Annotated in this window: 20 protein-coding genes and 2 pseudogenes; 3 read left to right on the top strand and 19 right to left on the bottom strand. The window is 40.5% G+C overall.

The window, feature by feature from the left end:
• Position 1: 1 nt before the first annotated feature.
• Complete coding sequence (locus tag HMPREF2876_RS08115; RefSeq protein WP_003031000.1) at positions 2 to 529, bottom strand: YqeG family HAD IIIA-type phosphatase; 528 nt, start codon at positions 527 to 529, stop codon at positions 2 to 4.
• A 149-nt stretch (positions 530 to 678) separates the two neighbouring features.
• Between HMPREF2876_RS08115 and HMPREF2876_RS08110 the strand changes: the two genes are divergently transcribed.
• On the top strand, positions 679 to 1,305 hold the full coding sequence (locus HMPREF2876_RS08110; RefSeq protein ID WP_070241952.1) for a TVP38/TMEM64 family protein: 627 nt from the start codon (positions 679 to 681) through the stop codon (positions 1,303 to 1,305).
• Positions 1,306 to 1,336: 31 nt separating this feature from the next.
• Here HMPREF2876_RS08110 and HMPREF2876_RS08105 read toward each other — a convergent pair whose 3' ends face one another.
• The 8 genes from HMPREF2876_RS08105 to HMPREF2876_RS08070 all read right to left on the bottom strand — a co-directional run bounded on the left by HMPREF2876_RS08105 (position 1,337) and on the right by HMPREF2876_RS08070 (position 10,664).
• Entirely contained in the window at positions 1,337 to 2,248 is a 912-nt protein-coding gene (locus HMPREF2876_RS08105; RefSeq protein ID WP_070241953.1) for a DMT family transporter, read from the bottom strand.
• A gap of 73 nt (positions 2,249 to 2,321) precedes the next feature.
• A complete protein-coding gene (gene gatB, locus HMPREF2876_RS08100; protein ID WP_070584634.1) occupies positions 2,322 to 3,755 on the bottom strand; it encodes an Asp-tRNA(Asn)/Glu-tRNA(Gln) amidotransferase subunit GatB in 1,434 nt (477 codons plus the stop codon).
• Positions 3,755 to 5,221, bottom strand: coding sequence for an Asp-tRNA(Asn)/Glu-tRNA(Gln) amidotransferase subunit GatA (gene gatA / locus HMPREF2876_RS08095; RefSeq protein WP_024052672.1), 1,467 nt, complete (start codon positions 5,219 to 5,221; stop codon positions 3,755 to 3,757). Before gatA ends, gatB begins: the two co-directional genes overlap by 1 nt.
• A complete protein-coding gene (gene gatC / locus HMPREF2876_RS08090; RefSeq protein ID WP_003026120.1) occupies positions 5,221 to 5,523 on the bottom strand; it encodes an Asp-tRNA(Asn)/Glu-tRNA(Gln) amidotransferase subunit GatC in 303 nt (100 codons plus the stop codon). The genes gatA and gatC overlap by 1 nt, the downstream gene beginning before the upstream one ends.
• Positions 5,524 to 5,599: 76 nt before the next feature.
• Entirely contained in the window at positions 5,600 to 7,339 is a 1,740-nt protein-coding gene (aspS, locus tag HMPREF2876_RS08085) for an aspartate--tRNA ligase (protein ID WP_024052673.1), read from the bottom strand.
• A 506-nt stretch (positions 7,340 to 7,845) separates the two neighbouring features.
• Positions 7,846 to 8,421, bottom strand: coding sequence for a cysteine hydrolase family protein (locus HMPREF2876_RS08080; protein ID WP_024052674.1), 576 nt, complete (start codon positions 8,419 to 8,421; stop codon positions 7,846 to 7,848).
• A complete protein-coding gene (gene codY / locus HMPREF2876_RS08075; RefSeq protein WP_024052675.1) occupies positions 8,421 to 9,209 on the bottom strand; it encodes a GTP-sensing pleiotropic transcriptional regulator CodY in 789 nt (262 codons plus the stop codon). The genes HMPREF2876_RS08080 and codY overlap by 1 nt, the downstream gene beginning before the upstream one ends.
• A gap of 240 nt (positions 9,210 to 9,449) precedes the next feature.
• Complete coding sequence (locus HMPREF2876_RS08070; RefSeq protein ID WP_024052676.1) at positions 9,450 to 10,664, bottom strand: pyridoxal phosphate-dependent aminotransferase; 1,215 nt, start codon at positions 10,662 to 10,664, stop codon at positions 9,450 to 9,452.
• Between the two features lie 151 nt (positions 10,665 to 10,815).
• Here HMPREF2876_RS08070 and HMPREF2876_RS08065 point away from each other — a divergent pair, with 151 nt between their 5' ends.
• Positions 10,816 to 11,268, top strand: coding sequence for a universal stress protein (locus HMPREF2876_RS08065; protein WP_020999785.1), 453 nt, complete (start codon positions 10,816 to 10,818; stop codon positions 11,266 to 11,268).
• 45 nt (positions 11,269 to 11,313) lie between these two features.
• Here HMPREF2876_RS08065 and HMPREF2876_RS08060 read toward each other — a convergent pair whose 3' ends face one another.
• Positions 11,314 to 12,702 (bottom strand): Cof-type HAD-IIB family hydrolase, encoded by a 1,389-nt coding sequence (locus HMPREF2876_RS08060; protein ID WP_024052677.1) that lies wholly within the window; start codon positions 12,700 to 12,702, stop codon positions 11,314 to 11,316.
• A 64-nt stretch (positions 12,703 to 12,766) separates the two neighbouring features.
• Between HMPREF2876_RS08060 and HMPREF2876_RS08055 the strand changes: the two genes are divergently transcribed.
• Positions 12,767 to 13,729 (top strand): asparaginase, encoded by a 963-nt coding sequence (locus HMPREF2876_RS08055; protein WP_024052678.1) that lies wholly within the window; start codon positions 12,767 to 12,769, stop codon positions 13,727 to 13,729.
• A 325-nt stretch (positions 13,730 to 14,054) separates the two neighbouring features.
• Here HMPREF2876_RS08055 and recG read toward each other — a convergent pair whose 3' ends face one another.
• The 9 genes and pseudogenes from recG to HMPREF2876_RS08010 all read right to left on the bottom strand — a co-directional run.
• Positions 14,055 to 16,070: an ATP-dependent DNA helicase RecG gene (gene recG / locus HMPREF2876_RS08050; RefSeq protein WP_070241957.1), complete on the bottom strand. Its 2,016-nt coding sequence runs from the start codon at positions 16,068 to 16,070 to the stop codon at positions 14,055 to 14,057.
• A 103-nt stretch (positions 16,071 to 16,173) separates the two neighbouring features.
• Positions 16,174 to 17,280: an alanine racemase gene (alr, locus tag HMPREF2876_RS08045; RefSeq protein WP_024052681.1), complete on the bottom strand. Its 1,107-nt coding sequence runs from the start codon at positions 17,278 to 17,280 to the stop codon at positions 16,174 to 16,176.
• Complete coding sequence (acpS, locus tag HMPREF2876_RS08040; RefSeq protein ID WP_003026132.1) at positions 17,267 to 17,632, bottom strand: holo-ACP synthase; 366 nt, start codon at positions 17,630 to 17,632, stop codon at positions 17,267 to 17,269. Before acpS ends, alr begins: the two co-directional genes overlap by 14 nt.
• A 107-nt stretch (positions 17,633 to 17,739) precedes the next feature.
• The gene (locus HMPREF2876_RS08035; protein ID WP_024052682.1) at positions 17,740 to 18,780 is read right to left on the bottom strand and encodes a 3-deoxy-7-phosphoheptulonate synthase; all 1,041 of its coding nucleotides are present in this window, start codon (positions 18,778 to 18,780) and stop codon (positions 17,740 to 17,742) included.
• A gap of 22 nt (positions 18,781 to 18,802) precedes the next feature.
• Positions 18,803 to 21,322 carry a preprotein translocase subunit SecA gene (gene secA / locus HMPREF2876_RS08030; RefSeq protein WP_070241959.1) on the bottom strand — a complete coding sequence of 840 codons (2,520 nt, stop codon included), beginning with the start codon at positions 21,320 to 21,322 and terminating at the stop codon, positions 18,803 to 18,805.
• A 126-nt stretch (positions 21,323 to 21,448) separates the two neighbouring features.
• A complete protein-coding gene (locus tag HMPREF2876_RS08025; RefSeq protein ID WP_024052684.1) occupies positions 21,449 to 23,296 on the bottom strand; it encodes an APC family permease in 1,848 nt (615 codons plus the stop codon).
• 266 nt (positions 23,297 to 23,562) lie between these two features.
• Complete coding sequence (manA, locus tag HMPREF2876_RS08020) at positions 23,563 to 24,507, bottom strand: mannose-6-phosphate isomerase, class I (RefSeq protein WP_024052685.1); 945 nt, start codon at positions 24,505 to 24,507, stop codon at positions 23,563 to 23,565.
• A gap of 30 nt (positions 24,508 to 24,537) precedes the next feature.
• A pseudogene (locus tag HMPREF2876_RS08015) lies at positions 24,538 to 25,264 on the bottom strand (GntR family transcriptional regulator).
• Positions 25,265 to 25,297: 33 nt separating this feature from the next.
• A pseudogene (locus HMPREF2876_RS08010) lies at positions 25,298 to 25,423 on the bottom strand (PTS cellobiose transporter subunit IIC); the annotation flags it as partial.
• Positions 25,424 to 25,545: the final 122 nt, after the last annotated feature.

Raw genomic sequence — 25,545 nt, 5'->3', positions numbered from 1 at the left:
TTTAAATTCCTTTTTTATACTCAATCGGTTCGTATTTTTCAGTGATTTTTTTCAACACACGACGCTCACGAGCTCGGTTAATCTGGGTCTTTAACGAATCATGCTCGACCAGTGGCTTGACCAAAATCGAACGAATTCCTGCTCTATGAGCAGCTCGAATATCAGTCATGAGCTGATCTCCCACCATGACCACTTCATTTTTCTCAAAATGAAATTCTTTCAGCGCCCGATCAATCCCCCAAGTGAATGGTTTCATAGACCAACAGACATAGTCAATTTCAAACTTTTCAACTGCTCGTTTTACTCGTTTTTTAGTGTTATTGGACACCACAATAATCCGAATCCCTGCATCGCGCACATCATGGAGCCACTGCTTCATTTCTGGTGTTCCATCGGGATTGTTCCATGCGATAAGAGTATTATCTAAATCCACCAAAACAGCCTTGATACCGTGTTTTTTTAAACTTTCAACTGTCAAATCATAAACTGCCTCAATCGCAAAATCAGGCATGTAATTTTCAATCGCCACATTTCTCTCCAAACATTATACTTCTACCTATTTTAACATAAAAAAAGAGTTTTCGCACCCTAGATTTTTTCATCGATTTTATGTACAATTTGCCAAAAATTATTTAAAAATGTTATAGTTAAAATAGAGAATTTGACACGGAGGACATTATGGCAAATACGAGCAAGAAAATGGCTGCCGTCTCCCCTTTTTTACAAAAATTTATCAATTGGTCTTCTATTATTGGAGCGCTTGGTACGGTGATTTTCTGTATCTGGGCCTATTATGCTGGCATTTTACAATCCAAAGAAACCCTGTCAGCCTTTATTAAGCAAGCTGGCATTTGGGGACCGCCACTCTTTATTTTCCTGCAAATCCTACAAACAGTTGTTCCTATTATTCCTGGAGCTTTGACTTCGGTTGCTGCTGTCTTCATTTATGGTCATATCATTGGTACCATTTATAATTATGTCGGTATCGTCATCGGCTGTGCTATTATTTTTTATCTGGCGCGTACCTACGGTCCGGCTTTTGTCCAATCTGTCGTCAGCAAACGCACCTATGACAAATACATTGGCTGGCTGGATGAGGACAATCGTTTTGAGCGTTTTTTCATCTTTATGATGATTTGGCCTATCAGCCCAGCAGACTTTCTCTGCATGCTGGCTGCCCTTACGAAAATGACTTTTAAAAAATATATGATAATTATTGTATTATGCAAACCAATCACACTGGTTATTTATACTTACGGTGTGACGTATATTATTGATTTCTTTTGGCAATTATTTTCAAAATAAAAGGCAGAGTGAAATAAACAGCTCTGTCTTTTTATAAGATCCCTTTTCTTTTTTCCAATATCAAATCTTTTATAGAAATCAAAGCGACCGCTGATAAAATCATAAACATACCAGCAAAATCTACGAGATAAAATTGCTCGTGCATAATGAGAAAGGCGAAAAATACAGCCGATATAGGCTCAACAGCCGCTAGAAGGCTAGATTTCACAGGCCCGACTAAACTGGTTCCTTTGAGAAACAGTGTATAGGCGAGGATTGTCCCCACTAAAATAATCCCCACTAAAGCCAGATATACTTTCATTGACAACTGCCAATGAAAACGCAAAATACCGCTAAATGGCGTTAAGACAATGCCTGCTAGCATCATGCCCACTCCAATCACCGGAATACTACCCCATGTCTTTATCAGCTGAATCGGAATAAGAATATACAAAGCGTAAGTGAATGCGGCAAACAGCCCCCAGAACAGTCCTGCAGGTGTGACAGATAACTGATTGAGTTGTCCATGGGTGGCAATCAAAAAGGTTCCACCAACCGCTAATATCATAGACAATACTTCTGTCACAGTAGGTGCAACACGGTCTTTGAGACAAGTGTAAGCAAGGATTCCCACCGGACAGACATATTGTAAAACAGTAGCCGTTCCTGCATTGCTTTCATAAATAGACTTTAAATAAGCAAATTGATTAAGCAACAATCCTAATAAAGCAAACAGTGCCAAAGGCATCATCGCCTTTGGGTCTTTTATCATCTCAATCAATTTTCTACGATTAGTTAGCACCATATACAATACCAACAAAGCCCCTGCGATTAGAAGTCGGACATTTGTTAAAACTAAAACCGAAAATCCATGCGCCATCAAGTATTGTCCGCTCGTTCCAGATAATCCCCATGCAATTCCTGCGACTAAGGTTAAAATGGTGCCTTTTGCTATTTTTGACATATCTTACCCCCAAACTTTTCCATTCTATGATTATAGCAAAAAAATCAGCCGAAACGACTGATTTTTTTAGATTTTACAACTTCGCCAATTCCTCATTAAGTAGTTTTTGAGCTACTTGTGGATTGGCTTGACCTTTAGTCGCTTTCATGAGCTGACCAATCAAGGACTTGGCTGCATTTTTGTTGCCGCCCTTGTAGTCGTTGAGAGCTTTTTCATTGTTAGCAAAAACGTCCTGAATGATTGGCAATAGTTGTGCTGGATCAGAAATTTGCACCAAGCCAGCTTTTTCAACGTATTCCTTGGCTGAACCACCATTTTTCGCCAAATGAACAAAGACTTTTTTGGCAATTTTAGAGGAAATCGTACCATCTGCCACCAAACTCAACATTTCAGTCAAATTGACTGGTGTCAAACCGATTTCTTCAATGGTTTCACCTTCTGCATTGAGGTACTGAGCGACCTCACCTTGGAGCCAGTTTGACACAGATTTTGCGTCTCCGCCTGCTGCCACCGCAGCTTCAAAGAAATCTGAGATGTTCTTCGTCGCTGTTAATTGTTTAGCATCATAGTCTGACAATCCAAAATCTGCCTTGTACTTAGCCCGACGTTCTTTTGGAAAGGCTGGTAAATCTGAACGCACCGCCTCAATCCGGCTGTCATCAATCTCAAAGTTTGGTAAATCTGGCTCTGGGAAATAACGATAATCAGCTGAACCTTCCTTGACCCGCATCAAAAGAGTTTCACCTGTTGCTTCATCGTAACGGCGAGTTTCTTGACGAATCTGACCACCGCTACGCAAAATCTCAGCCTGACGTTTTTCCTCAAAAGCCAAGCCCTTGCGAACAAAATTGAAGGAATTAAGATTTTTCAATTCTGTCTTGGTTCCAAACTCTTCTTGGCCATAAGGACGGATAGAAATATTTGCATCCACCCGCATGGAGCCTTCCTCCATCTTGACATCGGAAATACCCGTGTATTGGATAATTTCTTTGAGCGCTGTTAAGTAAGCGTAAGCTTCGTCTGGACTGCGCATATCAGCTTCTGAAACAATCTCAATCAAAGGCACCCCTTGACGATTGAGGTCAACATAAGAATAACCGTCGCTGCCATGGGTATTCTTGCCAGCATCCTCTTCCAAATGAGCCCGCTCAATGCGAATTTTCTTAGTCGTCCCGTCTTCTAGCTCGATTTCAATCCAGCCATTATAACCAATCGGCTCGTCAAATTGAGAGATTTGATAGGCTTTCGGATTGTCTGGATAGAAATAATTCTTGCGATCAAAGTGCATCTTTTGATGAATATCCATATTGAGTGCCAGAGCAGCCTTAATACCGTAATCAATAACTCCCTTGTTCATCACCGGCAGGACACCTGGGAAAGACCAGTCAATGATATTGGTGTTGGTATTTGGATCTTCCCCAAAATGAGCCGGTGCTGGTGAGAAAATTTTTGAATTTGTTTTTAATTCAACGTGGACTTCTAGTCCAATAATCGTTTCAAAGTTCATTATTTTTCACCTCCAAAAATGACTGGTTTTTGCTTGTGGTAGTCTGTCGTTGCTTCAAAAGCTGCTGCTACTTGGTAAATCGTTTCTTCATCAAAATGATTTCCAATCAATTGCAGCCCAACCGGCAGACCTTCCGCAAAGCCTGCTGGAATGGAAATGCCAGGAAGCCCTGCTAAATTGACCGGAATGGTCAAAAGATCAGCCAAATACATAGCTACTGGATCGTGACTTTGAGTTCCTAAGTCGTAAGCAACCGTCGGCGCAGTTGGTCCTAAAATCAAGTCATACTTTTCAAATACTTTGGCAAAATCTTGCATAATGAGTGTCCGAACTTGACCCGCCTTCTTGAAATAAGCATCATAATAACCAGACGATAGACTAAACGTTCCTAGCATAATTCGGCGCTTCACTTCCTCACCGAAACCTTGGCTACGAGACTTGACATAAACATCTTCTAAGTTTTCAATCTCATCTGCCCGATAGCCATAACGAATCCCGTCAAAACGTTGCAAGTTAGAGCTGGCTTCAGAAGAAGCGATGATATAATAGACTGCTACCCCGTATTTGCTGTGGGGCAGGCTAACTTCTTCAACAATCGCTCCCAAACTTTCCAGATGCTTGGCAGCCGCTAAAATGCGTTCCTTGACTTTTTCATCAATCCCGTCGCCCATATATTCTTTCGGAAGAGCAATTTTCAATTCTTTAATATCTTGACCAATCTTACTAGTGAAATCAGGAACAGTTCGTTGAGAAGAGGTTGAGTCTTTTTTATCATTTCCTGCAATTACGCCCAAAAGCTGAGCATTTTCTTTAACCGTCCGAGAAAAAGGTCCAATTTGATCCAACGAGCTCCCAAAAGCAATGAGTCCAAAACGAGAAACACGGCCATAAGTTGGCTTCAGTCCGACCACTCCGTTAAAGGAAGCTGGCTGACGGATAGAGCCACCGGTATCAGAACCTAAAGACAAGCGAACCTGACCAGAAGCAACTGCTGTTGCTGAACCACCAGATGAACCACCGGGAACTTTTGTAGCGTCCCAAGCATTTTTCGTAGTCTTAAAATAAGAATTTTCACTAGAGCCGCCCATGGCAAATTCGTCCATATTGGTCTTACCAATGACAATCATGTCTTTCTCATGGAGTTTTTCCACACTGGTTGCATCAAAAATTGGTTTATAATTGTAAAGAATTTTTGACGCAGCTGTCGTTAAAATCCCCTTAGTAGAAATATTGTCCTTAACAGCCAGTGGAATCCCGCTCATAAAATTATCCGCATCAATTCCCTTCGCGTCTACTGCTGCTGCTTGCGCCAAGGCTTCTTCTTCACTAATCGTAATAAAGCTATCAACTGCACTTTCTCGACTCTTAATACCTTCCAGAGTAGCTTTCGTCAGCTCAACTGCGGAAAGTTCCTTTTTGACAAGGAGATTATGCAATTCTTCAATTGTTTTTTGATTCAAAGTCATTAGGCGTCTCCTCCGTCATCTAGAATAGCAGGCACTTTGATATAGCCTCGCTCTTTTTCAGGTACATTTTGGAAAAGTTCTTCTCGATTCCAACCTGCAACTGCTACATCTTCACGCATATAGTTGACATTTTCCGCAACATTTGATGTAAAAGGCACACCAGTCGTATCAACTTCGTTTAACAACTCCACCATGTCCACAATTTTTGACAAAGTTGTCGCAAATTCTGCCGTTTCTTCAGGTGAAAAAGCTAGTTTTGACAAGTGAGCAACATGCGTTACTTCCTCTTGAGTAATTTTCATCTCTGTTTCCTTTCTCTTCTTTTATTTTTCAGTGTAACCGAAAAACAATCATCTTCTTATTTTATCACAAATAGGCTTAGTTCTTCAATTCCAAATGAAGTTCTTTCACTTGACTCGCATCTACTTGACTGGGACTTTCTAGCATAGGATCAAAACCAGTTCCATTTTTAGGAAAGGCAATGACCTGACGGATATTTTCTTCACCAGCTAAAATCATAACCAGTCGATCCAAGCCCAGTGCTAGACCACCATGCGGCGGAAAACCATAATCAAGCGCTTCTAAGAAAAAGCCAAAGTCACGCTCGTAATCTTCTTTTTCCATGCCCAAGAGTTCAAACATGGCTTCTTGACTCTTTCGATCATGGATTCGTAAACTACCGCCTCCAATTTCATAGCCATTAAGGACAATATCATAGGCATGACTTTTGATTGAAGCTAAATCTTCTTTCTCATTTTCAAAAATTCCTTGGGTGAATGGGTGGTGCATGGCTTGATAGCGTTCTTGCTCCTCATTCCACTCTAGCAAAGGCCAATCCAGCACCCAAAGGAAGTCCAGTCGACTCTGATCGATTAAGTCTAATTGTTTGGCAATCTCCAATCGCAAGTGCCCTAGAGCTTCTTGGGCTTGTCTTCTCTTGGCGATGACCAGTAAGAGCAAATCACCGTCTTGCGCTTCAAATCGGTCTATGAAGGCAACTGATTCTGCTTCAAAAGTCGAAGCCAAATCCCCTTGAAGTTCACCTGCTTCCACCTTAAGACTAGTAAACCTACTAGCTCCAAATTCTTTCATTTCTTGATAGAAATGACTGAGCTGCTTCTTCGTGAAAGAATCCGCAGCATTTGGAACACAAATGCCCCATAATTCTTCATGACGAGCAAAAGCCTGCTTCAGCAAAAGAGAGGGATTATCCTGACAGAGATTGGTCAGATTTTTTAATTCCAAACCAAATCGCGTATCCGGCTTATCTGTACCAAAGCGGTTCATGGCTTCCTCATAACTGATAGTCGGAAAAGCTTCTGTCAGCTCCAAACCATGAGTTTTCTTAACAACCGCTTTGAGCATAGCTTCAACCAGAGCTTGGATTTCTTCTTCGCTTGCAAAACTCAACTCTAAATCCACCTGAGTAAATTCAGGCTGACGGTCTCCCCGTAGATCCTCATCTCGAAAGCAGCGAACAACTTGATAATAACGTTCCAGACCAGCTCCCATTAAAAGTTGCTTCAACATTTGCGGGCTTTGAGGTAAAGCATAAAATTGATTTTTAAAAACTCGACTAGGAACCAAAAAATCTCTGGCTCCTTCTGGTGTGGATTTCGTCAAATAAGGTGTCTCCACTTCCAGAAAATCCTTACCGTTCAAGTAGTCACGAATTGTGCTGGTTACTTGGTGACGAAGTTTGAGGTTTTCTGTCATCTTACCCCGACGCAAATCCAGATAGCGGTACTTCTGCCGCAACTCTTCTCCTGTATGAGCGTGCTGATCAAGTTCAAAAGGAAGAGGCTTACTGCTTGCAAGGATTTGAATTTTCTCTGCTCGTAACTCGACTTGCCCTGACTTGATTGCTTTGTTGACAAAGCGGGCTTCTCGCTTGACAACTTCTCCTGTAACAGAAATCACATCTTCTTTATGTAGATGTTCAATTTCAGTAAAAGCCGGACTATCACCTGCGACAAAAACTTGAAGCAGTCCTTCTCGGTCTCGTAGCTCTATAAAAGCCAATTTCCCATGATTTCGGATATTTGCAACCCACCCAGTCGCTGTCATTTTCTGACCAACTTGTTCCAAACCGTAGTTTCCAATAAAAACTTCTTTCATATTCTCTATCTCTTTCTAAATTCATTTTCAAATTAACCATTTGCCGCAAATTACTTATAGAAATCTACGCCCGTAGCTCTAGATACTAAAAGTAGGAAGCATTTTTTGTTTACAGCTTTTGTCCAACTGACAAAATTGCATCCGCTTCTCTAAGTACTAAGAATTATAAGGAACATCGACCTTACTGCCTAATCTATATCCACGGCTATAAACGCTAAAGCATTAAGAACTATGGAAAAACGGCTTACGTCTGTATAAACAGACGAAAGCCGTGGTACCACTGTTATTCGTTGCATTGCAACCTCTAGCTCGTAACGTGAGCAGACGTTTGTGCTTTGATTCACACAAATTTCTTGCAATGATATAATAGTTTTAGACAATATCATCCTTTGCCATTAATAGCATAGAAAAAACCATTTTATCATTGACAGTATGTTCTTCGGATTTTGCTTTCTTGGCGCTGCTCTCAGCTTTCAGCACTCTCTGTTCAAGTCAACAAGCCTACTCTACTGCTTTTTTACTTTTAAATTGTTATCTATTATAGTCGAACCTAAAACATTTTGCAAGTGGTTTAGTGCAAATTTATGATTTTCCTCCGAAAGAGAAGCCACAGCAGACTCTACCACCTCAATTTGATACCCTAAATTATAGGCATCAATAGCTGTGTGGAGAACGCAAATATCCGTCAGAACACCAGTTAAAATCACCGTGTCTACTTTTCTTTCTCGCAGGCGAATATCCAAATCTGTTCCTGAAAAAGCAGAATAATGTCGTTTGTCCATCCAAAGGACGCGAGAATCTGCTTTATGCTCCTGATAGAAATCAGCTAATAGTCCATAAAGGTTACGTCCACTAGTGCCTTTGATGTTATGTGGTGGAAAGAGTTTACTCTCTGGGTGAAAAATATCCCCTTCATCATGGGCATCAATGGCAAAAAAGATATAATCGCCTCGATCAAAAGCAGTCTTTGTTACCTGTGCGATAGTTTTAGAAATCGCCTGAGCCGGTGCTCCAGCTGTCAGTTTGCCATCATCTGCCACAAAATCCACCGTATAATCAATCGAAATCAATGCTTTTGTCATCAGTAATCTCTCTTTTTAATCTCTTCAAAGACATCGGGAATAAGGACTTTAAGATAGGTTCCTTTCATTCCTAAAGAACGACTTTCAATAATGCCTGCACTCTCTAGTTTACGCAGAGCATTGACAATTACCGAGCGAGTAATGCCAATACGATCCGCAATGACCGATGCTGTCAATTGACCTTCATTGCCATTTAATTCACCTAAAATAGCTGAAACAGCTCGTAATTCTGAATAAGACAAAGTATTTACAGCCATGGTTACCGCTGCTCTGCGACGAATATTTTTTTCATCTTCTTCTCGTTGGAAGTTGAGCAACTGAATACCAACCACTGTACTTGCAATTTCAACCAAAATCAAATCATCATCATCAAATTCTTTATCATTGCGCCAAACAATCAAAGTTCCTAAGCGAATCCCTGAAACATGAATAGGCGAAATCGTCGTCAAGCCGTCTGGAAATTCATCTTTGGTTTCAACTGGAAAAATTGACAAATCATGATTGACAGGAAGATTGGCTTCTGTGTCATACATTAAATTCGCTGTGCGAACATATTCTTCTGGGAAGATTTTCGTTTGATAAAATGCTTCCACACGGTCATTGTTCGTCTTGTAGCGCATGAAATACCCCAAAAGACGCCCCTTGCTGTTTACAATACAAGCATTGCAATCCATAATTTCAGCTAGCTGCTGGGTAATTGCATTGTAAGGTAATTCATCCTGTAATCGCTCATCTGAACGACGCAAAATAGATGTAATTTTTCGTGTTTTTGCTAATAAGTTTGCCATAATTTACCTCGCATATAATCTTATTGATTATATCATAAAGCGCTTTAATCTTCAACAATTATCTGAAAATTGTTTATTGAGATACAATTGTGTGCAATTAGCTTGGCTAGCCTTCTCACTCCTCCATATTAGCACAAAAAGCTGGGACGAAAGTCTCCAGCTTCATAGCACACTGTGTAATAAATTGACGATGCAGTAGGTGAATGCGTCAGCAATCGTGCGAGTCTGTCTCGCTTTCTATTATCTCCGATATTGCCTTAAGAAACGAGTCATCTTCTCTTGGATTTGTGCTAACTCATCTACACGAGGCAGATAAACAATACGAAAATGATCTGGGTCTTTCCAGTTAAAACCTCGTCCATGCACCAGTAAAATCTTTTCTTGCTTTAAGAAATCCAGCACGAATTGCTCATCGTCATCTACTCGATACATTTCCCTATCAATTTTAGGGAAAATATAAAGCCCCGCTTTAGGTTTGGTTGCCGACAAACCCGGAATTTCATTGATAGCCTTGTAAATAAAATTCCGTTGCTCATAAATGCGACCACCAGGAAGCAACAATTCATCGACTGATTGGTAGCCTCCAAGCGATGTTTGTACCACATGCTGAGATAAGACATTTGAGCACAAACGCATATTGGATAGCATATTCAGGCCTTCAATATAATCTTTTACGTGATATTTAGGACCAGACAGTACCATCCATCCGACACGAAAACCAGCAATACGATGTGATTTAGACAAGCCGTTCATGCTGACACAAAAAAGGTCAGGAGCCAAACTTGCGATAGCCGTATGTTTCTCACCGTCCATCACTAAACGGTCATAAATCTCATCTGCAAAAATAATCAAATTGTTTTGCCGCGCAACTTCAACAAGCTCTTCCAACACCTCTTTTGGATACAAAGCTCCTGTCGGATTGTTTGGGTTGATAACGACAATAGCCTTTGTATTAGAGGTAATTTTTGATTTGATATCATCAATATCCGGATACCAATCTGCCGCTTCATCACAAAGATAATGAACTGCATTTCCCCCAGCTAAACTGACCGCTGCCGTCCAAAGCGGATAATCAGGCATCGGCACCAGCACCTCGTCACCATTATCCAGCAAACCTTGCATAGACATAACAATCAGTTCGCTAACCCCATTTCCAAGGTAAACATCTTCAATATCAACATTAGGAATATTTTTCAATTGACAATATTGCATAATAGCTTTTCGAGCAGAAAAAATCCCTTTCGAGTCCGAATATCCCTCGCTATCACGCGCATTCATAATCAAGTCATGAATCACCTCATCTGGTGCGGTAAAACCAAACTCAGCTGGGTTTCCCGTGTTTAAACGGAGGATTTTCTCACCGTTTGCACGCATCCGCATGGCTTCTTCTAAGACGGGACCACGAATATCATAAGCCACATGTTCTAATTTTGTTGATTTATTAAATTCTTTCATCGAATTTTTCCTCATTTCAAAAGAGTCAATTTATTATAACGCAATTTTTCTAAAAAATCTAAAAAACTTCTTGTAAAGTCTGCTTGAAAATACTTTACTTTTTTCATGTAAAGGGTTACAATATAACTAAAGAAAGAATGGAGGTATTCCTATGCTACAAAGATATCAAAACATTATGGTCGCTGTTGACGGTTCTCACGAAGCTGAGCTTGCTTTTGAAAAGGGCGTAAATGTGGCGCTGAGAAATAATTCACGCCTAACGATTGCCCATGTAATTGATACACGTGCCTTGCAAAGCGTTTCTACATTTGATGCAGAAGTCTATGAAGAATTGCAAGAAGATGCAAAGAAACTCATGGATCAATATGCTGAAAAAGCCAAAGAAGCCGGCGTGGCAAATGTTGTCACAATTGTTGAAATGGGAAACCCGAAAACCCTTCTTGCAACAGATATTCCAGAAGAACAAAAAGTTGACCTCATCATGGTCGGTGCTACTGGGCTCAATGCCTTTGAACGGTTACTAGTCGGCTCTTCATCTGAATACATCTTGCGCCATGCAAAAGTTGATTTACTGGTCGTCCGCGATAAAGAAAAAACATTATAATCCAAAGTTAAAGAGAGATTGGCACAAACCAAGCTCTCTTCTTTTTCATTCTACATTTTTCGTGCAATTTCGTTGATAGGCTTGAATTTGACGTTCAAGCTCTTTTTTAATAGCTGGCTCTGGGGCATAATTTTCTTCCCAATCATCTGGTTTTAAGATTTTATGAGTGATAGGGTCAAAATGCGCTTTGCCATCTGGAAAGAGTTTACCCATATTGGCTCGGTGGACAATCTCAAACAAGTATTCTGGATCCACTCCCATTAACACAAAACTGCCATAGGTAAAATACAACATATCAATCAGTGCATCTACTTGCCCAACTAAGGACATCTCTGCTTTGCTCTTCTTTTTGACTTTTTCAGCAGCTTTGTCCACAGCTTCGTGCAAAGATTGAACAGACTGTTCAAAGACCTCTTCAGAAGGACTAGCTGCCCACAAAAATTCCACTAATTCTTCTACCTTGAAGCCTGCACGATGACGAGCACCCTCTGTTGTCCACAGGATGGGCTCTTCCTGCGTGCATTCATCCATTATCCCATGAAATTCTTTGACCTTATTAAAGTGGTGGTCGCTACTGACAAAGACTTTTTCACTCGCCAAAATACCAAAATGCTCCAAAGCCTTATGAATCCCGTCCTGACTATTACTGCTAGTAGTGTGTTTTGCAACTTCTTTCACTCGACTGGTTCCATTTCCCATGGCAATAGACATACCAACGCCCGCTAACATCTCAACATCATTATCAGAATCACCAAAAGCCATGACTTGATTGATGTCAAAACCGTATTCTTTTCCGACCAGCTTAATTCCTTCTAACTTTGACATTCCTTGATTGACGATATCAGCTGCGAAAGGACTGCTACGAGTAAACTTTAAATCTGGAAAATCCGCTTCGATAGTTTGTGTTTCTTTTGGTGTTGCCAGCATCAGTACTTGATAAATCGGCTCTTGAATGGATTTCAATAAATCATCCTGCTGTTGAGGAAGTGCCTTGCTGATTACATTATTGAAACTTTTATTGACCAAATGTGTCATCTTCTTCGGAACAAAACGACTGGTCCATTGAGAAAACTTGCTCATGCCAAAGCTCATGATTTTTGAACCAACCATTCCTGATTTTGTCCCAAATGAGATTTCTATTTTATGCTGGCGAGCATACTGAATCAGGTGACGCAAACTGGTTTTATCAATTGGCTTCGCAGAAATGACTTTATCTTTTGAAAAAATATATTGTCCATTATAGGTTACTGCAAAGTCCAAATCCAACTGCTCCATAAAAGATTGGACAAAAAATGGACCCCGACCTGTCGCTAAACCAACTAAAATACCTTGCTGTTTTAAACTATGAATTGCTTGTTCTGTGGATTTCAAGACCGTTCGACTATCATTTACTAACGTCCCATCAATATCAAAAAAGACTGCTTTGATTTCCATTCATTTCTCATCTCTTTCTTTTATGATACAATAATTATAGCATAGATTCAGGAGAAGCTCACTTATGACCAAAAGAATTTTAGTTTTACATACTGGCGGTACTATTTCCATGCAGGCGGACACTACTGGAAAAGTCATCACAAACGAACACAATCCCATGAACCATGTTGCAGTTCCTCTAGAAGGCATTCAAGTGACGGCTCTTGATGTTTTCAATATTCCTAGCCCTCACATAACACCACAGCACATGCTGCAATTGTATCAAAAAATCAAGACAGATGGGAAGCATTTTGACGGGGTTGTCATTACTCATGGAACGGACACTCTGGAAGAAACAGCTTATTTTTTGGATACCATGGAACTTCCAGATATTCCTGTCGTCTTAACTGGTGCTATGCGAAGCTCTAATGAACTGGGAAGTGACGGAGTTTACAATTACTTATCTGCACTTCGTGTAGCAAGTGATGACAAAGCACGCGGAAAAGGCGTTCTGGTGGTTATGAATGATGAAATCCATGCTGCCAAATACGTGACAAAAACGCATACGACCAATGTCAGCACTTTTCAAACACCAACTCATGGACCACTTGGACTGATTATGAAGCAAGAAATCCTCTATTTCAAAACAGCTGAACCACGCGTTCGTTTTCATTTAGATAAAATCTCTGGTTTGGTTCCCATTATCCCAGCCTATGCTGGAATGAAAACTGAACTGCTTGATATGCTAGACTTGGAAAAGATAGACGGTCTCATCGTTGAAGCCTTTGGCGCTGGAAATCTGCCACAAGAAGTTGCCCAAAAGCTCAGTCAACTTGCGAATTCTGGGCTGCCAATTGCACTTGTATCACGTTGCTTTAACGGCATTGCAGAGCCAGTTTACGCTTATGAAGGGGGTGGCGTGAAGTTACACGAATCAGGCATTATGTTTGTCAAAGAGCTCAATGCTCCTAAAGCTCGTATCAAGCTGCTAATCGCCCTGAATGCTGGACTTCAAGGGCAAGAATTAAAAGACTATATGGAAGGCTAGGTTCTTACATAGATAAAAAGCCTCGAGTGATTCGAAGCTTCTTAGGATATTTTATGTTTAGGAGATTTATGAAAAAAAGTTTTTTAGCTCTTTTGTTTTTTAGTTATTTACCATACATTTCTGATTCCTTTACTGATTTTTTGAATGTTTTGTTATAATGTACTTTAATGTTTACTGTCATTGGACTTACCTCTTTCTTTTTGATGAATTTAGTATAGCCCGAAAAGCTTAAAGTAGGCTTATAGATTTCTTTCAGAAAACTTAATTTAAAAAACTTCATCCAAATGGTGAAGTTTTTTGGTTTATATATGATGATAAACTAAAATCAATCCAAGTAGTCCTGCTTGTCCAAATGAAGCGCTACAATATGCCAATCTGCATTCGTTCGCCAATCAGGAGTGGACACAATTTGACTGGCGACTTTTCTGGCCTCCTCTAAAATTGGATAATCCTCTACAATATCTGCCACCTGAAATTCCGGCAAACCGGACTGACGAGTGCCGAAGATTTCACCAGAACCACGCATTTTCAAATCTTCCTCAGCTAAGACAAAACCGTCAGTCGTTTCCGTCATGATTTTCATGCGTTTCTTGCCAGATTCTGTCTTAGGATTGGCTACAAGAACCGCATAAGACTGTTTATCTCCACGTCCTACTCGACCACGTAACTGATGAAGCTGGCTGAGCCCAAATCGGTCCGCATCCATGATTAGCATGACCGTAGCATTGGGCACATTGACACCGACTTCAATAACAGTCGTGGAAACCAGAATGTCCGTTTTCCCTTCCTTAAAATCCTGCATAATGGTATCTTTTTCTTCGCTCTTCATTTTACCATGTAGCAGAGCTACTTGTGCTTTGTCACCGAAATAAGCCTTTAATTCCTCTTCCAAAACAATCGCATTTTTCAGATCCAGAGCTTCCGACTCCTCAATCAAAGGAGAGATGACATAGACCTGAGCACCTCGTTGCAGCTCTTTCCTCAACCAATCCAGAACTACTTCCAGCTGCTCATGCTTGACCCAACGGGTGATAATCGGCTTACGCCCAGCTGGCATTTGGTCAATAATGGACACATCCATATCACCAAAAGCAGTAATAGCAAGCGTCCTAGGAATGGGCGTTGCAGTCATCATGAGCACATCAGGATTATTTCCTTTTTCCCGCAAAATTCGTCTCTGTCCCACTCCAAAACGGTGCTGTTCATCAATAATCACCAGACCGAGCCGATGATATGTCACGCCTTCTTGAATCAAAGCATGAGTGCCGACGATCATATCCACCTGACCATCCTCAATAGCTTCTAGTGCCTGTCTGCGTTCTGCTGGCTTCATTCCCCCTGTCAACAGAATTATCCGCAGTTCAGGAAAAAGTTGGCTCAAGCTATCAAAGTGCTGCTCTGCCAAGATTTCCGTTGGCACCATGAGAGCAGACTGCAAACCAGCTGTATAAGTAGTATACATAGCTAAACCTGCAACCACCGTCTTTCCGCTTCCGACATCTCCCTGCAAGAGCCTGTTCATGTGAGCTGGCGATTTCATATCCTGTAAAATCTCGTTTAGACTGCGCTCTTGAGCAGCCGTTAACTCAAAAGGTAGAGTAGCTTTTTTCTTTTCTAGCAAATCTGCCCGCCAAGGAATAATTAAGCCCTGACTAACATCTTTTGTTTCACATTTGAGAACTTGCAATTGCATTTGAAAGTAAAAAAGCTCTTCAAACTTGATCCGACGCAAAGCCTGCTTGTACTCTGCCCAATCCCTTGGAAAATGCATTGCTCGCACAGCCTGATTCCGTCCTAGCAACTGATAGCGTTCTAACAACACTTGGGGCAAATTTTCCTCCAAGAGCAATTCCAACCCTTGGTCAAAGGCTGTCTTAATGACCTTGACCAAACTGGCTTGACTAATCCCTTGAGCTACTCGATAAACTGGCTGCAAATCATCTTCTACTTGTGCTAGAATTTTCATCCCGGTCAAACTAGCTTTTGCCTTATCCCATTTTCCGAAAATAGCAATGGTTGAGCCAACCTCCACCTTGTCTGCTAGATAAGGTTGGTTAAAGAAGTTGACTGCAAGTACCATTTCATCCTGCTTTATGGTAAAACGCAGGCGATTGCGCTTGTAGCCATAGTACTGGACATTTGCTGGTGTAGTCACCACCCCTGAAATAACTGCCTTTTCACCATCTTCCAGTTCTAACACATTCTTACTTTTAAAATCTTCATAGCGAAATGGAAAATAGAGCAGCAAATCTTGCAGGCTTTCAATTCCCAGCTTAGTAAATTTTTCAGCAGATTTCGGCCCCACACCCGGCAGAACCGTTAAAGGTTGGTGTAAATTCATAATTCCTCTTTCAGTTCTGTTTTTCAAGAGTTTGTAAAAGCAGATTGGAACAACCATGCTGAAAATAGCTTTCTAGATTTTTCCAACTGCTTTTTAGTTTCAATCAATTTTTATAAACTCTAGGTACACGATCACTAATCAAGCAAACTATCTCATAGTTGATTGTTCCTCGTTTTTCTGCCACATCTGTTGCAGAAATGGATTCTTTGCCACTTTCTCCGATAAGAACAACTGGTGTACCAATAGGATAAGACTGAGGTAAACGAACGGTAATCTGATCCATAGACACACGCCCAACAATAGGACAAGGTTGCCCGTCAATTAGAACATCAAACCCTTGCATATCTCGCGTCCAACCGTCAGCATAGCCTAATGGAATCGTCCCAATGAACTGTGGGCTATCGCTAGTGTAAGTAGCTCCATAACCCACATCTGCCCCTGCTTCCAGCTGCTTGACATGAACCAATTCCGACACCAGAGAAAGAGCCGGCCTCATTTCGTAAGGAAGCTGCAAGGTACGACCGCTAGGATTGAGACCATAGATAATATCACCCAGACGCACCGCATTCATCACAGTATCTGTATGCCAAAGGGTCGTTGCAGAATTACTAGCGTGAACAATCGGTGGAACGATTTCTAATTGCCCTAAAATTTCTTTAAAACGTGCCAACTGTGCTTCAAACTTATGCGTATCTGCTTCATCAGCTGTTGCAAAATGGGTGAAGATGCCTTCTACCTGAGCACCTGCTTTTTCCAAACGATGAATGGCTTCTTGAGCATCTTGACTATCTCGAAAACCAATCCGTCCCATCCCAGAATCAATTTTTATGTGAACAGCCAAACCAGCTACATCTATATTTGACTGTAGCAGCAAATCAATCCATTCTAAACTAGCAACGGTACAGGTCACTTTGCGTTCAATTGCCAATGAAACAGCATGAACATCTGACACTCCTAATACCAAAATTTTTTTCGTAATGCCGGCATTACGCAACTCTACAGCTTCATCAATATTGGAAACACAAAAGCCATCCACAATTGGATCAATAGATTGCGTAACAGCAACTGCACCGTGACCATAGGCATCTGCCTTGACAACAGCCCATTTTTCTACATTGTTTGGAATATGCGCTGCAATTTGTTTAATATTAAAGCGGATAGCAGCTAAATCCACAACAGCCTTAGTAGGTCGATGATTACTCGTTTTCATGATGTTCCTCCAAAATAACACTAGCTGTAACAATATTACCTGCATGGCTGAGCGACACCCAGACCTTGCCAGAAAAAGGCGACTTAGTAAAAATAGGCGCTCCCTTTTCATTGTTTAAAATTTCTAAATCCTGAAAAGTGACACAACCAATTCCAGTCCCCCATGCTTTAGAAAAAGCCTCTTTAGCAGACCAACGTCCTGCCAAATATTCCATTTTTCGCCTACCAGAAAGTTCTTCAAACCGTGCAAATTCTGCAACAGTCAAAACTTTCTTGGCGAAACGAGCATTTTTTTCATAAACTTTTTGAATAGAGGAAATTTCTTCTATATCAATTCCGTGTCCTTTAATCATCTTTTTAAAAAGAGGCTGGGACAAAAGTGTGCCAGACTCGGTTACTTTCTAAAATAAAACTCAATGCGCTGATGTTATCAGATTTTAGAGATTCACTCCCAACCTTTTTATTTTTCATTTTTAGATAGGGTAGTATAAATTTCCTTGACCAGTCTGACTGTATTATCCCAACCCAAACAAGGATCTGTAATAGATTTCCCAAACACTTCAGGCTCATTTTGACGACCGTCTTCTAAGTAAGACTCAATCATAAAGCCACGTACAATTTTTTTGATTTTTTCATTCCAGTCACGATTGATTAAGGTTTGACGAACAATCCGCACCTGCTCTAAATACTGTTTACCAGAGTTATCATGATTGGTATCAATGATGATAAAAGGATTTTCCAAGCCCATTTTTTCATATTGGTCAATCGTATCCAGCAAATTATCATAGTAATAGTTTGGAATGTTTTTTCCATACTCGTCAAGTCCACCACGCAGAATAGCGTGTGCCAAAGGATTTCCTGAAGTTTCTACTTCCTTACCAGCAAACAAGAAACTTTGCTTGTTTTGCGCTGCGTAAATCCCGTTAAACATGACATTGAGATTGCCAGATGTAGGATTTTTCAAACCGGTCGCAACATCAGCCCCACTAGCGACAAAACGGTGTTGCTGATCTTCCACAGAACGCGCCCCAACAGCCATATAAGAAATCAAATCATCTACCAACGGAAGATTTTCTGGATAGAGCATTTCATCAGCTGTCGTCATTCCCGTCTCCGTAATGACACGATAATGTAAATTCCGAACAGCCTTAATCCCATTAATTAAGCTTGGAGCAGCCTTAGCATTCGGTTGATGAATCAATCCTTTATAACCATCGCCATTGGTGCGAGGCTTAGCTGTATACACGCGCATAACCATGAAAATACGGTCTTTCACCTCTTCTTGGAGGGCAGATAGGCGCTTTGCATATTCTAGAACAGCCGCTTCATTATCAGAAGAACACGGACCAATGACCAACAGAATGCGGTCATCTTCTCCACGGATAATGGCATTTAACTCACGATCTCGTGCCTTTTTTTTAGCTAAAGCCTCTCCTTCTAACTTTGATAAATTACGAACCTTTGCTACATCAATTGGCTCGCTAGTTGCCTTAAATGTCATAATCTCCCCCTCTTTACACTACTTATCTGTGGCGTCCATGACAATTTTTAAATTTCTTACCAGAACCACATGGACACAAGTCATTGCGCTTCACTTTTGTCAAATCAATATTGCTCGGTAAGACTGATTTTTGTGCTGAAATATTGCGTGTCGCTGTTGTGCTGATATGATGCTCCGTACGTGGACGTTCTTGCTCGTGAATTTGAGCCTTCATCATCAAACGCGTCACATCAAATTCGATCGAACCAATCATATCATTAAACATACGGAAACTTTCAGCTTGATATTCAACGACTGGGTTATTTTGAGCATAACCACGAAGTCCAACTGCGTTCCGAAGTTGATCCAAAGCATCAATGTGATCAGTCCATTTGCTATCCACGACGCGCAAAATTAGAACTTTTTGGAATTCTCTGACGGAATCCTCATTGCGAAGTTTCGCCACTTGACTATCGTAAACCTCCAAGGCACGTTTGTATAAATCAGCCTTGATATCTTCATCAGACAAGCCTTCTAAATCTGCGATTTCAATAGATTCTTCTGGAACAAGATTGTATTTTGCAAAATTAACAATTGCTTCTAATTTTTCATCTTGTTCTGCACGACTGTTGCCATCCACAAAACGGTTGATTGTTCGCTTCATCATGGCATGAATTTCCGGTGCCAAATCACGATCAGCCGTAATGACATCATAACGCTGCGCATAGATAATTTCACGTTGCTCCCGCATAACATCATCATATTGAAGGACTTGTTTACGTGTATCATAGTTGTTCCCTTCAACACGCTTTTGAGCTCCTTCTACTTGACGCGTCAGCATACGAGATTTGATGACAGACTCTTCTTCGCTGAGGTTCATGCGATCCAAAACAGCTTTAATCCGTTCCGATCCAAAACGACGCATGAGCTCATCTTCAAGTGACAGATAAAATTGCGATTCCCCTGGATCTCCCTGACGACCTGAACGACCACGAAGCTGATTATCAATACGACGGCTTTCATGTCGTTCTGTACCAATAACGCAAAGTCCACCAAGTTCACGAACCCCTTCACCAAGCTTAATATCTGTACCACGACCAGCCATATTGGTTGCAATCGTTACCGCGCCACGTTGCCCGGCATTCATGATGATTTGCGCTTCTTTATAGTGATTCTTCGCATTCAATACTTCATGCGGAATACCAGCTTCTACTAGTTTCTTAGAAATATAATCACTTGTTTCAACTGCGACTGTTCCTACAAGAACAGGTTGTCCTTTTTCATGACGAGCTTTCACGTCCTCAACAACCGCTTTAAATTTAGACTCAATACTTGGATAAAGAAGATCTGGATGGTCAATACGAGCTACTGGACGATTTGTCGGAATCGGAATAACCCGAATATTATAGGTTTCGCGGAATTCTTCCTCTTCTGTCTTAGCTGTCCCTGTCATTCCTGACAATTTCTTGTACATACGGAATAGATTTTGATAAGTGATAGAAGCCGAAGTCTTCGTTTCATCCTGAATTGGCACACCTTCTTTGGCTTCAATTGCTTGGTGAAGTCCGTCTGAATACCGGCGACCTTCCATTGTACGACCTGTAAATTGGTCCACAATCAAAATTTCTTGCTCTTCACTCACCACATAGTCAATATCTAACAGCATGATATAGTTTGCACGAAGGGCATTGTCAATAAAGTGAGTCAGCGCTACATTTTCAATATCATACAAATTTTCTAACTTGAAGTAGCTTTCTGCTTTATCAATCCCAGAGTCAGAAAGTCCAATGGTTTTAGACTGCACATCAATGATGTAGTCATCTTTATTAAGAGACTTCACAAAGCTATCTGCCATGTGATAAAGTTGGTTTGTATCAGACGAAGTTGGTCCTGACACAATCAAAGGCGTACGAGCTTCGTCAATCAAAATGGAGTCCACCTCATCGACCAAAGCGTAGTTTAGCGGACGCTGCACCATGTTTTCAGCACGCACCACCATATTATCACGCAAATAGTCAAAACCAATCTCTGCATTGGTTGAATACGTGATATCACATTCATAGGCTTCTTTTTTCTCTGCGGATGACTTTGCAGCAAGGTTGATACCAACAGAAAGCCCCAACCAAGAGTACAGTTCCCCCATTTCCGTTGCGTCACGCTCTGTCAGATATTCATTTACTGTGACAACGTGAACCCCTTCTCCAGACAAGGCGTTCAGATAAACTGGCATGGTTGCTGTCAGGGTCTTTCCTTCCCCTGTACGCATTTCTGGCACATCTCCATGGTGTAAGACAATCCCACCCATAATCTGTACTGGGTAAGGGAAAAGTCCTAACACACGCTTTGCACCTTCACGAACAACCGCAAAAGCTTCATAAAGCAAGTCATCTAATGACTCGCCATTTTGATACCGTTGCTTAAATTCATCCGTCTTTGCTTTCAAAGCTTCATCTGACAAAGCAGCCATTTCATCTTCATACGCCATGACTTTCTTTGCCATTTTTTCTAATCTTCTTAATTCACCTTTATCATTTTCGATAATTGTTCTTAAAATATTCGCCATTTCTTTCCTTACTTGTAATAATTCTTATTTTAAAATGTTCTTTTCATTATAGCATTTTTCACTGTATCTTTCAAGAAAATAAAAGGATAAAACGGCAGTTCCATTCAAAACTGCCGTTTTATGTTCTTACTCTTTTAAGTGATAAGAATAGCTGGCTACAACGACATTTTCATGCCATCTGAGGAAATATTTCAATTTCAAGCTCATTTGATTGTGTAGCATGTTTTGCCAACTATGACTTGGAATGAATTGTGGTACTAGCACTGTTACGGTATAACCTTTCTTCTGCGCACCACGAGCGATTTTTGTCACATACTGTACGGTTGGTCTGATGATATTACGGTAGCTTGTTTCCACATTTACAAATTGAATATCTGGAAAATATTGTTTAAATTCACTAGCTACTTCTTCGTCTTTTTCTTGTGTTTCTTTGGTAGATACGTGCATAGCAATCACTTCATCACCGATACTACGGGCATAATTCATCGCACCAGCGCTAACTCGTGTGACATTCCCGACAAGCACCAAAACCAGATTTCCTGCATAGTCTACGCGTTCAATTTCTTCATTCAAACGTAGCTGTTTCGCTACTTTATTGTAATGATTTTTAATACTCAAGAAAATCCATAATAAAACGATGATAATAGGAAAGAATGGCCAAATATCTCGCAAACGAAAAAGTAGCAAAATCGCTACAATGGTGTAACAAATAGCAGCGCCTAAAATATTTGCTACTGAATATTTCAAGAAATGTTTTCCATACTGCTTGCGCCAATGCACGACCATTCCCGTTTGAGAAAGAGCAAACGGCACAAATACACCAATGGTATAAAGTGGAATGAGCCGTTCAGTATTCCCATTAAAAATTAGCAAAAGAAGAATAGCACCGATAGCTAAAGTCAGAATCCCATTTGAATAACCAAGGCGTGCTCCTTTTTCCATATACATGTGTGGCATATATTTATTTTTTGCCATATTGTAGGATAACATGGGAAAGGCCGAAAAGCCTGTATTAGCTGCTACAGCAAGGATGAGAGCTGTTGATAATTGGAAAATATAAAATAGAAGTCGTCCAATAGGTGAATTTCCCAAAATAGTTTGCGCCATTTGAGCGAGCGTTGTAACGCCTTTTACCGGAACGATGCCAATCCAGTAGTTTAAAAAAGTAATACCAGCAAACATGAAACCTAAAATGGCTGCCATAATTGCCAAGGTTTTCGCTGCATTTTCAGCTTTGGGTGTTTTGAAAAATGGTACAGAATTTGAAATAGCTTCCACACCTGTCAGAGAAGCCGAACCACTCGTAAATGCACGTAGCAGGAGCACTAAACTAACACCTGAGATAGATTTTCCAATCGGAGCTGTTGCATGGTAGGATAAATTCCCCAGTAATAATTGCAATAAACCAAAGCCAATTAAGAAAACGGTACTTGCGATGAACAAATAAACTGGAATCATCAGAGAAACCGCCGATTCCCGCAAGCCACGTAAATTCATTAACATTAAAATCAGCACTAAAACAATCGAAATGTGCAAATTGTACGGGTGCAAAGCAGGAATTGCTGACGTAATCGCATCCGCTCCAGAAGAAACAGATACCGCTACTGTCAACATATAATCAACTAGCAAACTACCACCTGAAATTAGACCAGCTTTAGGGGAAAGATTTTCCGTTGTAACCATATAAGCCCCACCGCCTTGTGGGTAAGCATGAATCACCTGACGATATGAAATGGTTAAACTAGCCAGCAAAATCAGCACCACAATACCGATTGGCAAAGACCACCAAATTGCACCAGCAGATACGGATACCAAAACCAAAACAACTTGTTCAGGACCATAGGCAATCGAAGACAGAGCATCACTTGACAGCATAGCCAAGGCTTGTAGCTTAGTGAGTAAATTCCCTTCATCTCCCTCATCACTTGATTTCAAAGGGCGCCCGATAAAAATGTTCTTCAACTTGGAAAACATATTTTTTCTCCTAAATTTTTCAATATTAGCCATTATAACGCTTTTTTGAAATACTATCAACATTTTCTGAAAATGACATCATTTTTTAATATAACTGATAATTTCTGCATAAGTAAGATAGCAAAATAGACTGAAATCATTGCTTGGAAATCATCTGTAAAAAAAATAGACAAACTAATGAATCACTGCATCATGATGCTTTAGACTTATAATTTTAAAGAGGTTACGGACTTTTCCCTAACCTCTGGTTTTCTATATAAAAGATATTACGGATGACTAACAATCATTTCAAGGTCTTTCCCCTCGAAAGTCCACTCTTCCACATCGCTTGGTAGGATAAAATGGTCTCCTTTTGCGATTGGATACGTTTCCCCATCTACGGTCAGCACACCTCGCCCTGCTAGCACACTTACTAGCAAATAAGCAGCTGTTTTCTCGATATCCACTTTTCCTGATACTTCCCATTTGTAAACAGCAAAGAAATCACTAGCTACTAAAAGCGTTGAGGTCAAATCATCTGCTTTCACTGTGACTGGACGGCTATTGGCCGGCGCACCGATATTGAGCACATCAATGGATTTTTCTAAATGCAGCTCGCGCAGATTGCCTTTAGCATCTTTTCGGTCAAAGTCGTAGACACGATAGGTGGTGTCGCTAGACTGTTGCGTTTCTAAAATCAAAATACCCGATCCAATGGCATGCATAGTACCGCTTGGAACATAGAAGAAATCCCCAGCCTTGACTGGCACCTTGGTTAATAGTTTGTCCCATTCTTTCTTTTCAATCTGCTGGCGCAACTCTTCTCGTGACTTGGCATTGTGCCCATAGATGATTTCTGCTCCTTCATCTGCAGCGATCACATACCAGCACTCTGTTTTTCCCAACTCGCCTTCGTGCTCCATAGCATAATGATCATCTGGGTGAACCTGAACACTGAGCCAATCATTGGCATCCAAGATTTTGGTTAAAAGCGGAAAAACAGGCTCGCTGCTGTTACCAAATAACTCTCGGTGTTCTGCATAGAGCTGATCCAAGCCCATACCAGCAAAGCGACCGTTTTTTATAGTAGATACTCCGTGTGGATGAGCCGAAATCGCCCAGTATTCGCCTACTTTATCACTGGGAATTTCATAGCCGAATTCATCTCGTAGCTTCGTTCCGCCCCAGATTTTTTCCTGCATAACAGATTGTAAAAACAATGGTTCTGACATCATTTCCTCCTTTAATATTGCACAAATGACTTAAATATTTTTAACATCTAAAAGAGAATACCCTCTCGTGTCAAAGCGATTACGACTTCTAGAATATTCAATCGGACGTCCAGTTTCCAGATAAACAACTTGCTCCACCTGCAAAATCGGATCTGTCTCTTGGCAAGCCAAATAGTTTTGGTCATATTCATCTGGCTTTTCAGCTGTGATATGGCGATAACTTCCGGCAAATTTTAAGTTTAATTCATCCCATAAATAAGCATAGATAGACTGAAGTAAAATAGTCTCATCCAATCCTGGCACCAAATCACACGGCATATAAGTGTGTTCCAACACATAGGGCTTCTCATCAAGCAGACGCAAACGTATAATTTTATAAACTGGTGCCGTTACTTCCACTTGCAGGCGCTCTGCAATCTCGGCTTCTGGGAATTCAACTGCAAACTGAATAATCTGGCTCGTTAATTTTCGGTCATCATTTTTGAAATCTTGACTCAAGCCATTGTAATTATTCAAGCGAAATTTTTAATCTTCTTTATCCCAAAAAGAGGAATTTAACACTCTCGTTCCATTTCCTTGTTTAGAAAAAATCAATCCCTCAATGGTTAGAATCTCAACAGCTTTTTTTTATAGTCATTCGGCTAACACCGAACTCTTTTGATAATTCAGACTGAATAGGCAACATGGAGTCTACTGGGTAGACTCCATTTGCTATTCTATCTCGAAGTATATTTGCTATTTCTTCGTATTTAGGCATATGATAGCTCCTGCAAATCTGTCATTCATCTCATTATAATACAGAATCAGGTTGTTTGTCCAGCATACGAAGGAATGGATACCAGATAAATCCAACAATCACCATATCCACTAACTGAAGGACACCACCTAAAATGGAATTAGTTGCCATCATACCACTTTTTTCCTTGATACTCTAACTATACTATATTTTAAAATAAATGTCTATACCTTTCTAATAAAAGGTTGGCTTTTTACCGAAAATATAGAATCATAATATTATAATATATAATTTTTTATAAA

This window comes from Streptococcus sp. HMSC073A12 (genome assembly GCF_001812815.1).
GTDB lineage: Bacteria > Bacillota > Bacilli > Lactobacillales > Streptococcaceae > Streptococcus > Streptococcus vaginalis.
The sequence above is the reverse complement of the archived record's forward strand: the minus strand, read 5'-3'. Positions and strand labels throughout refer to the sequence as shown.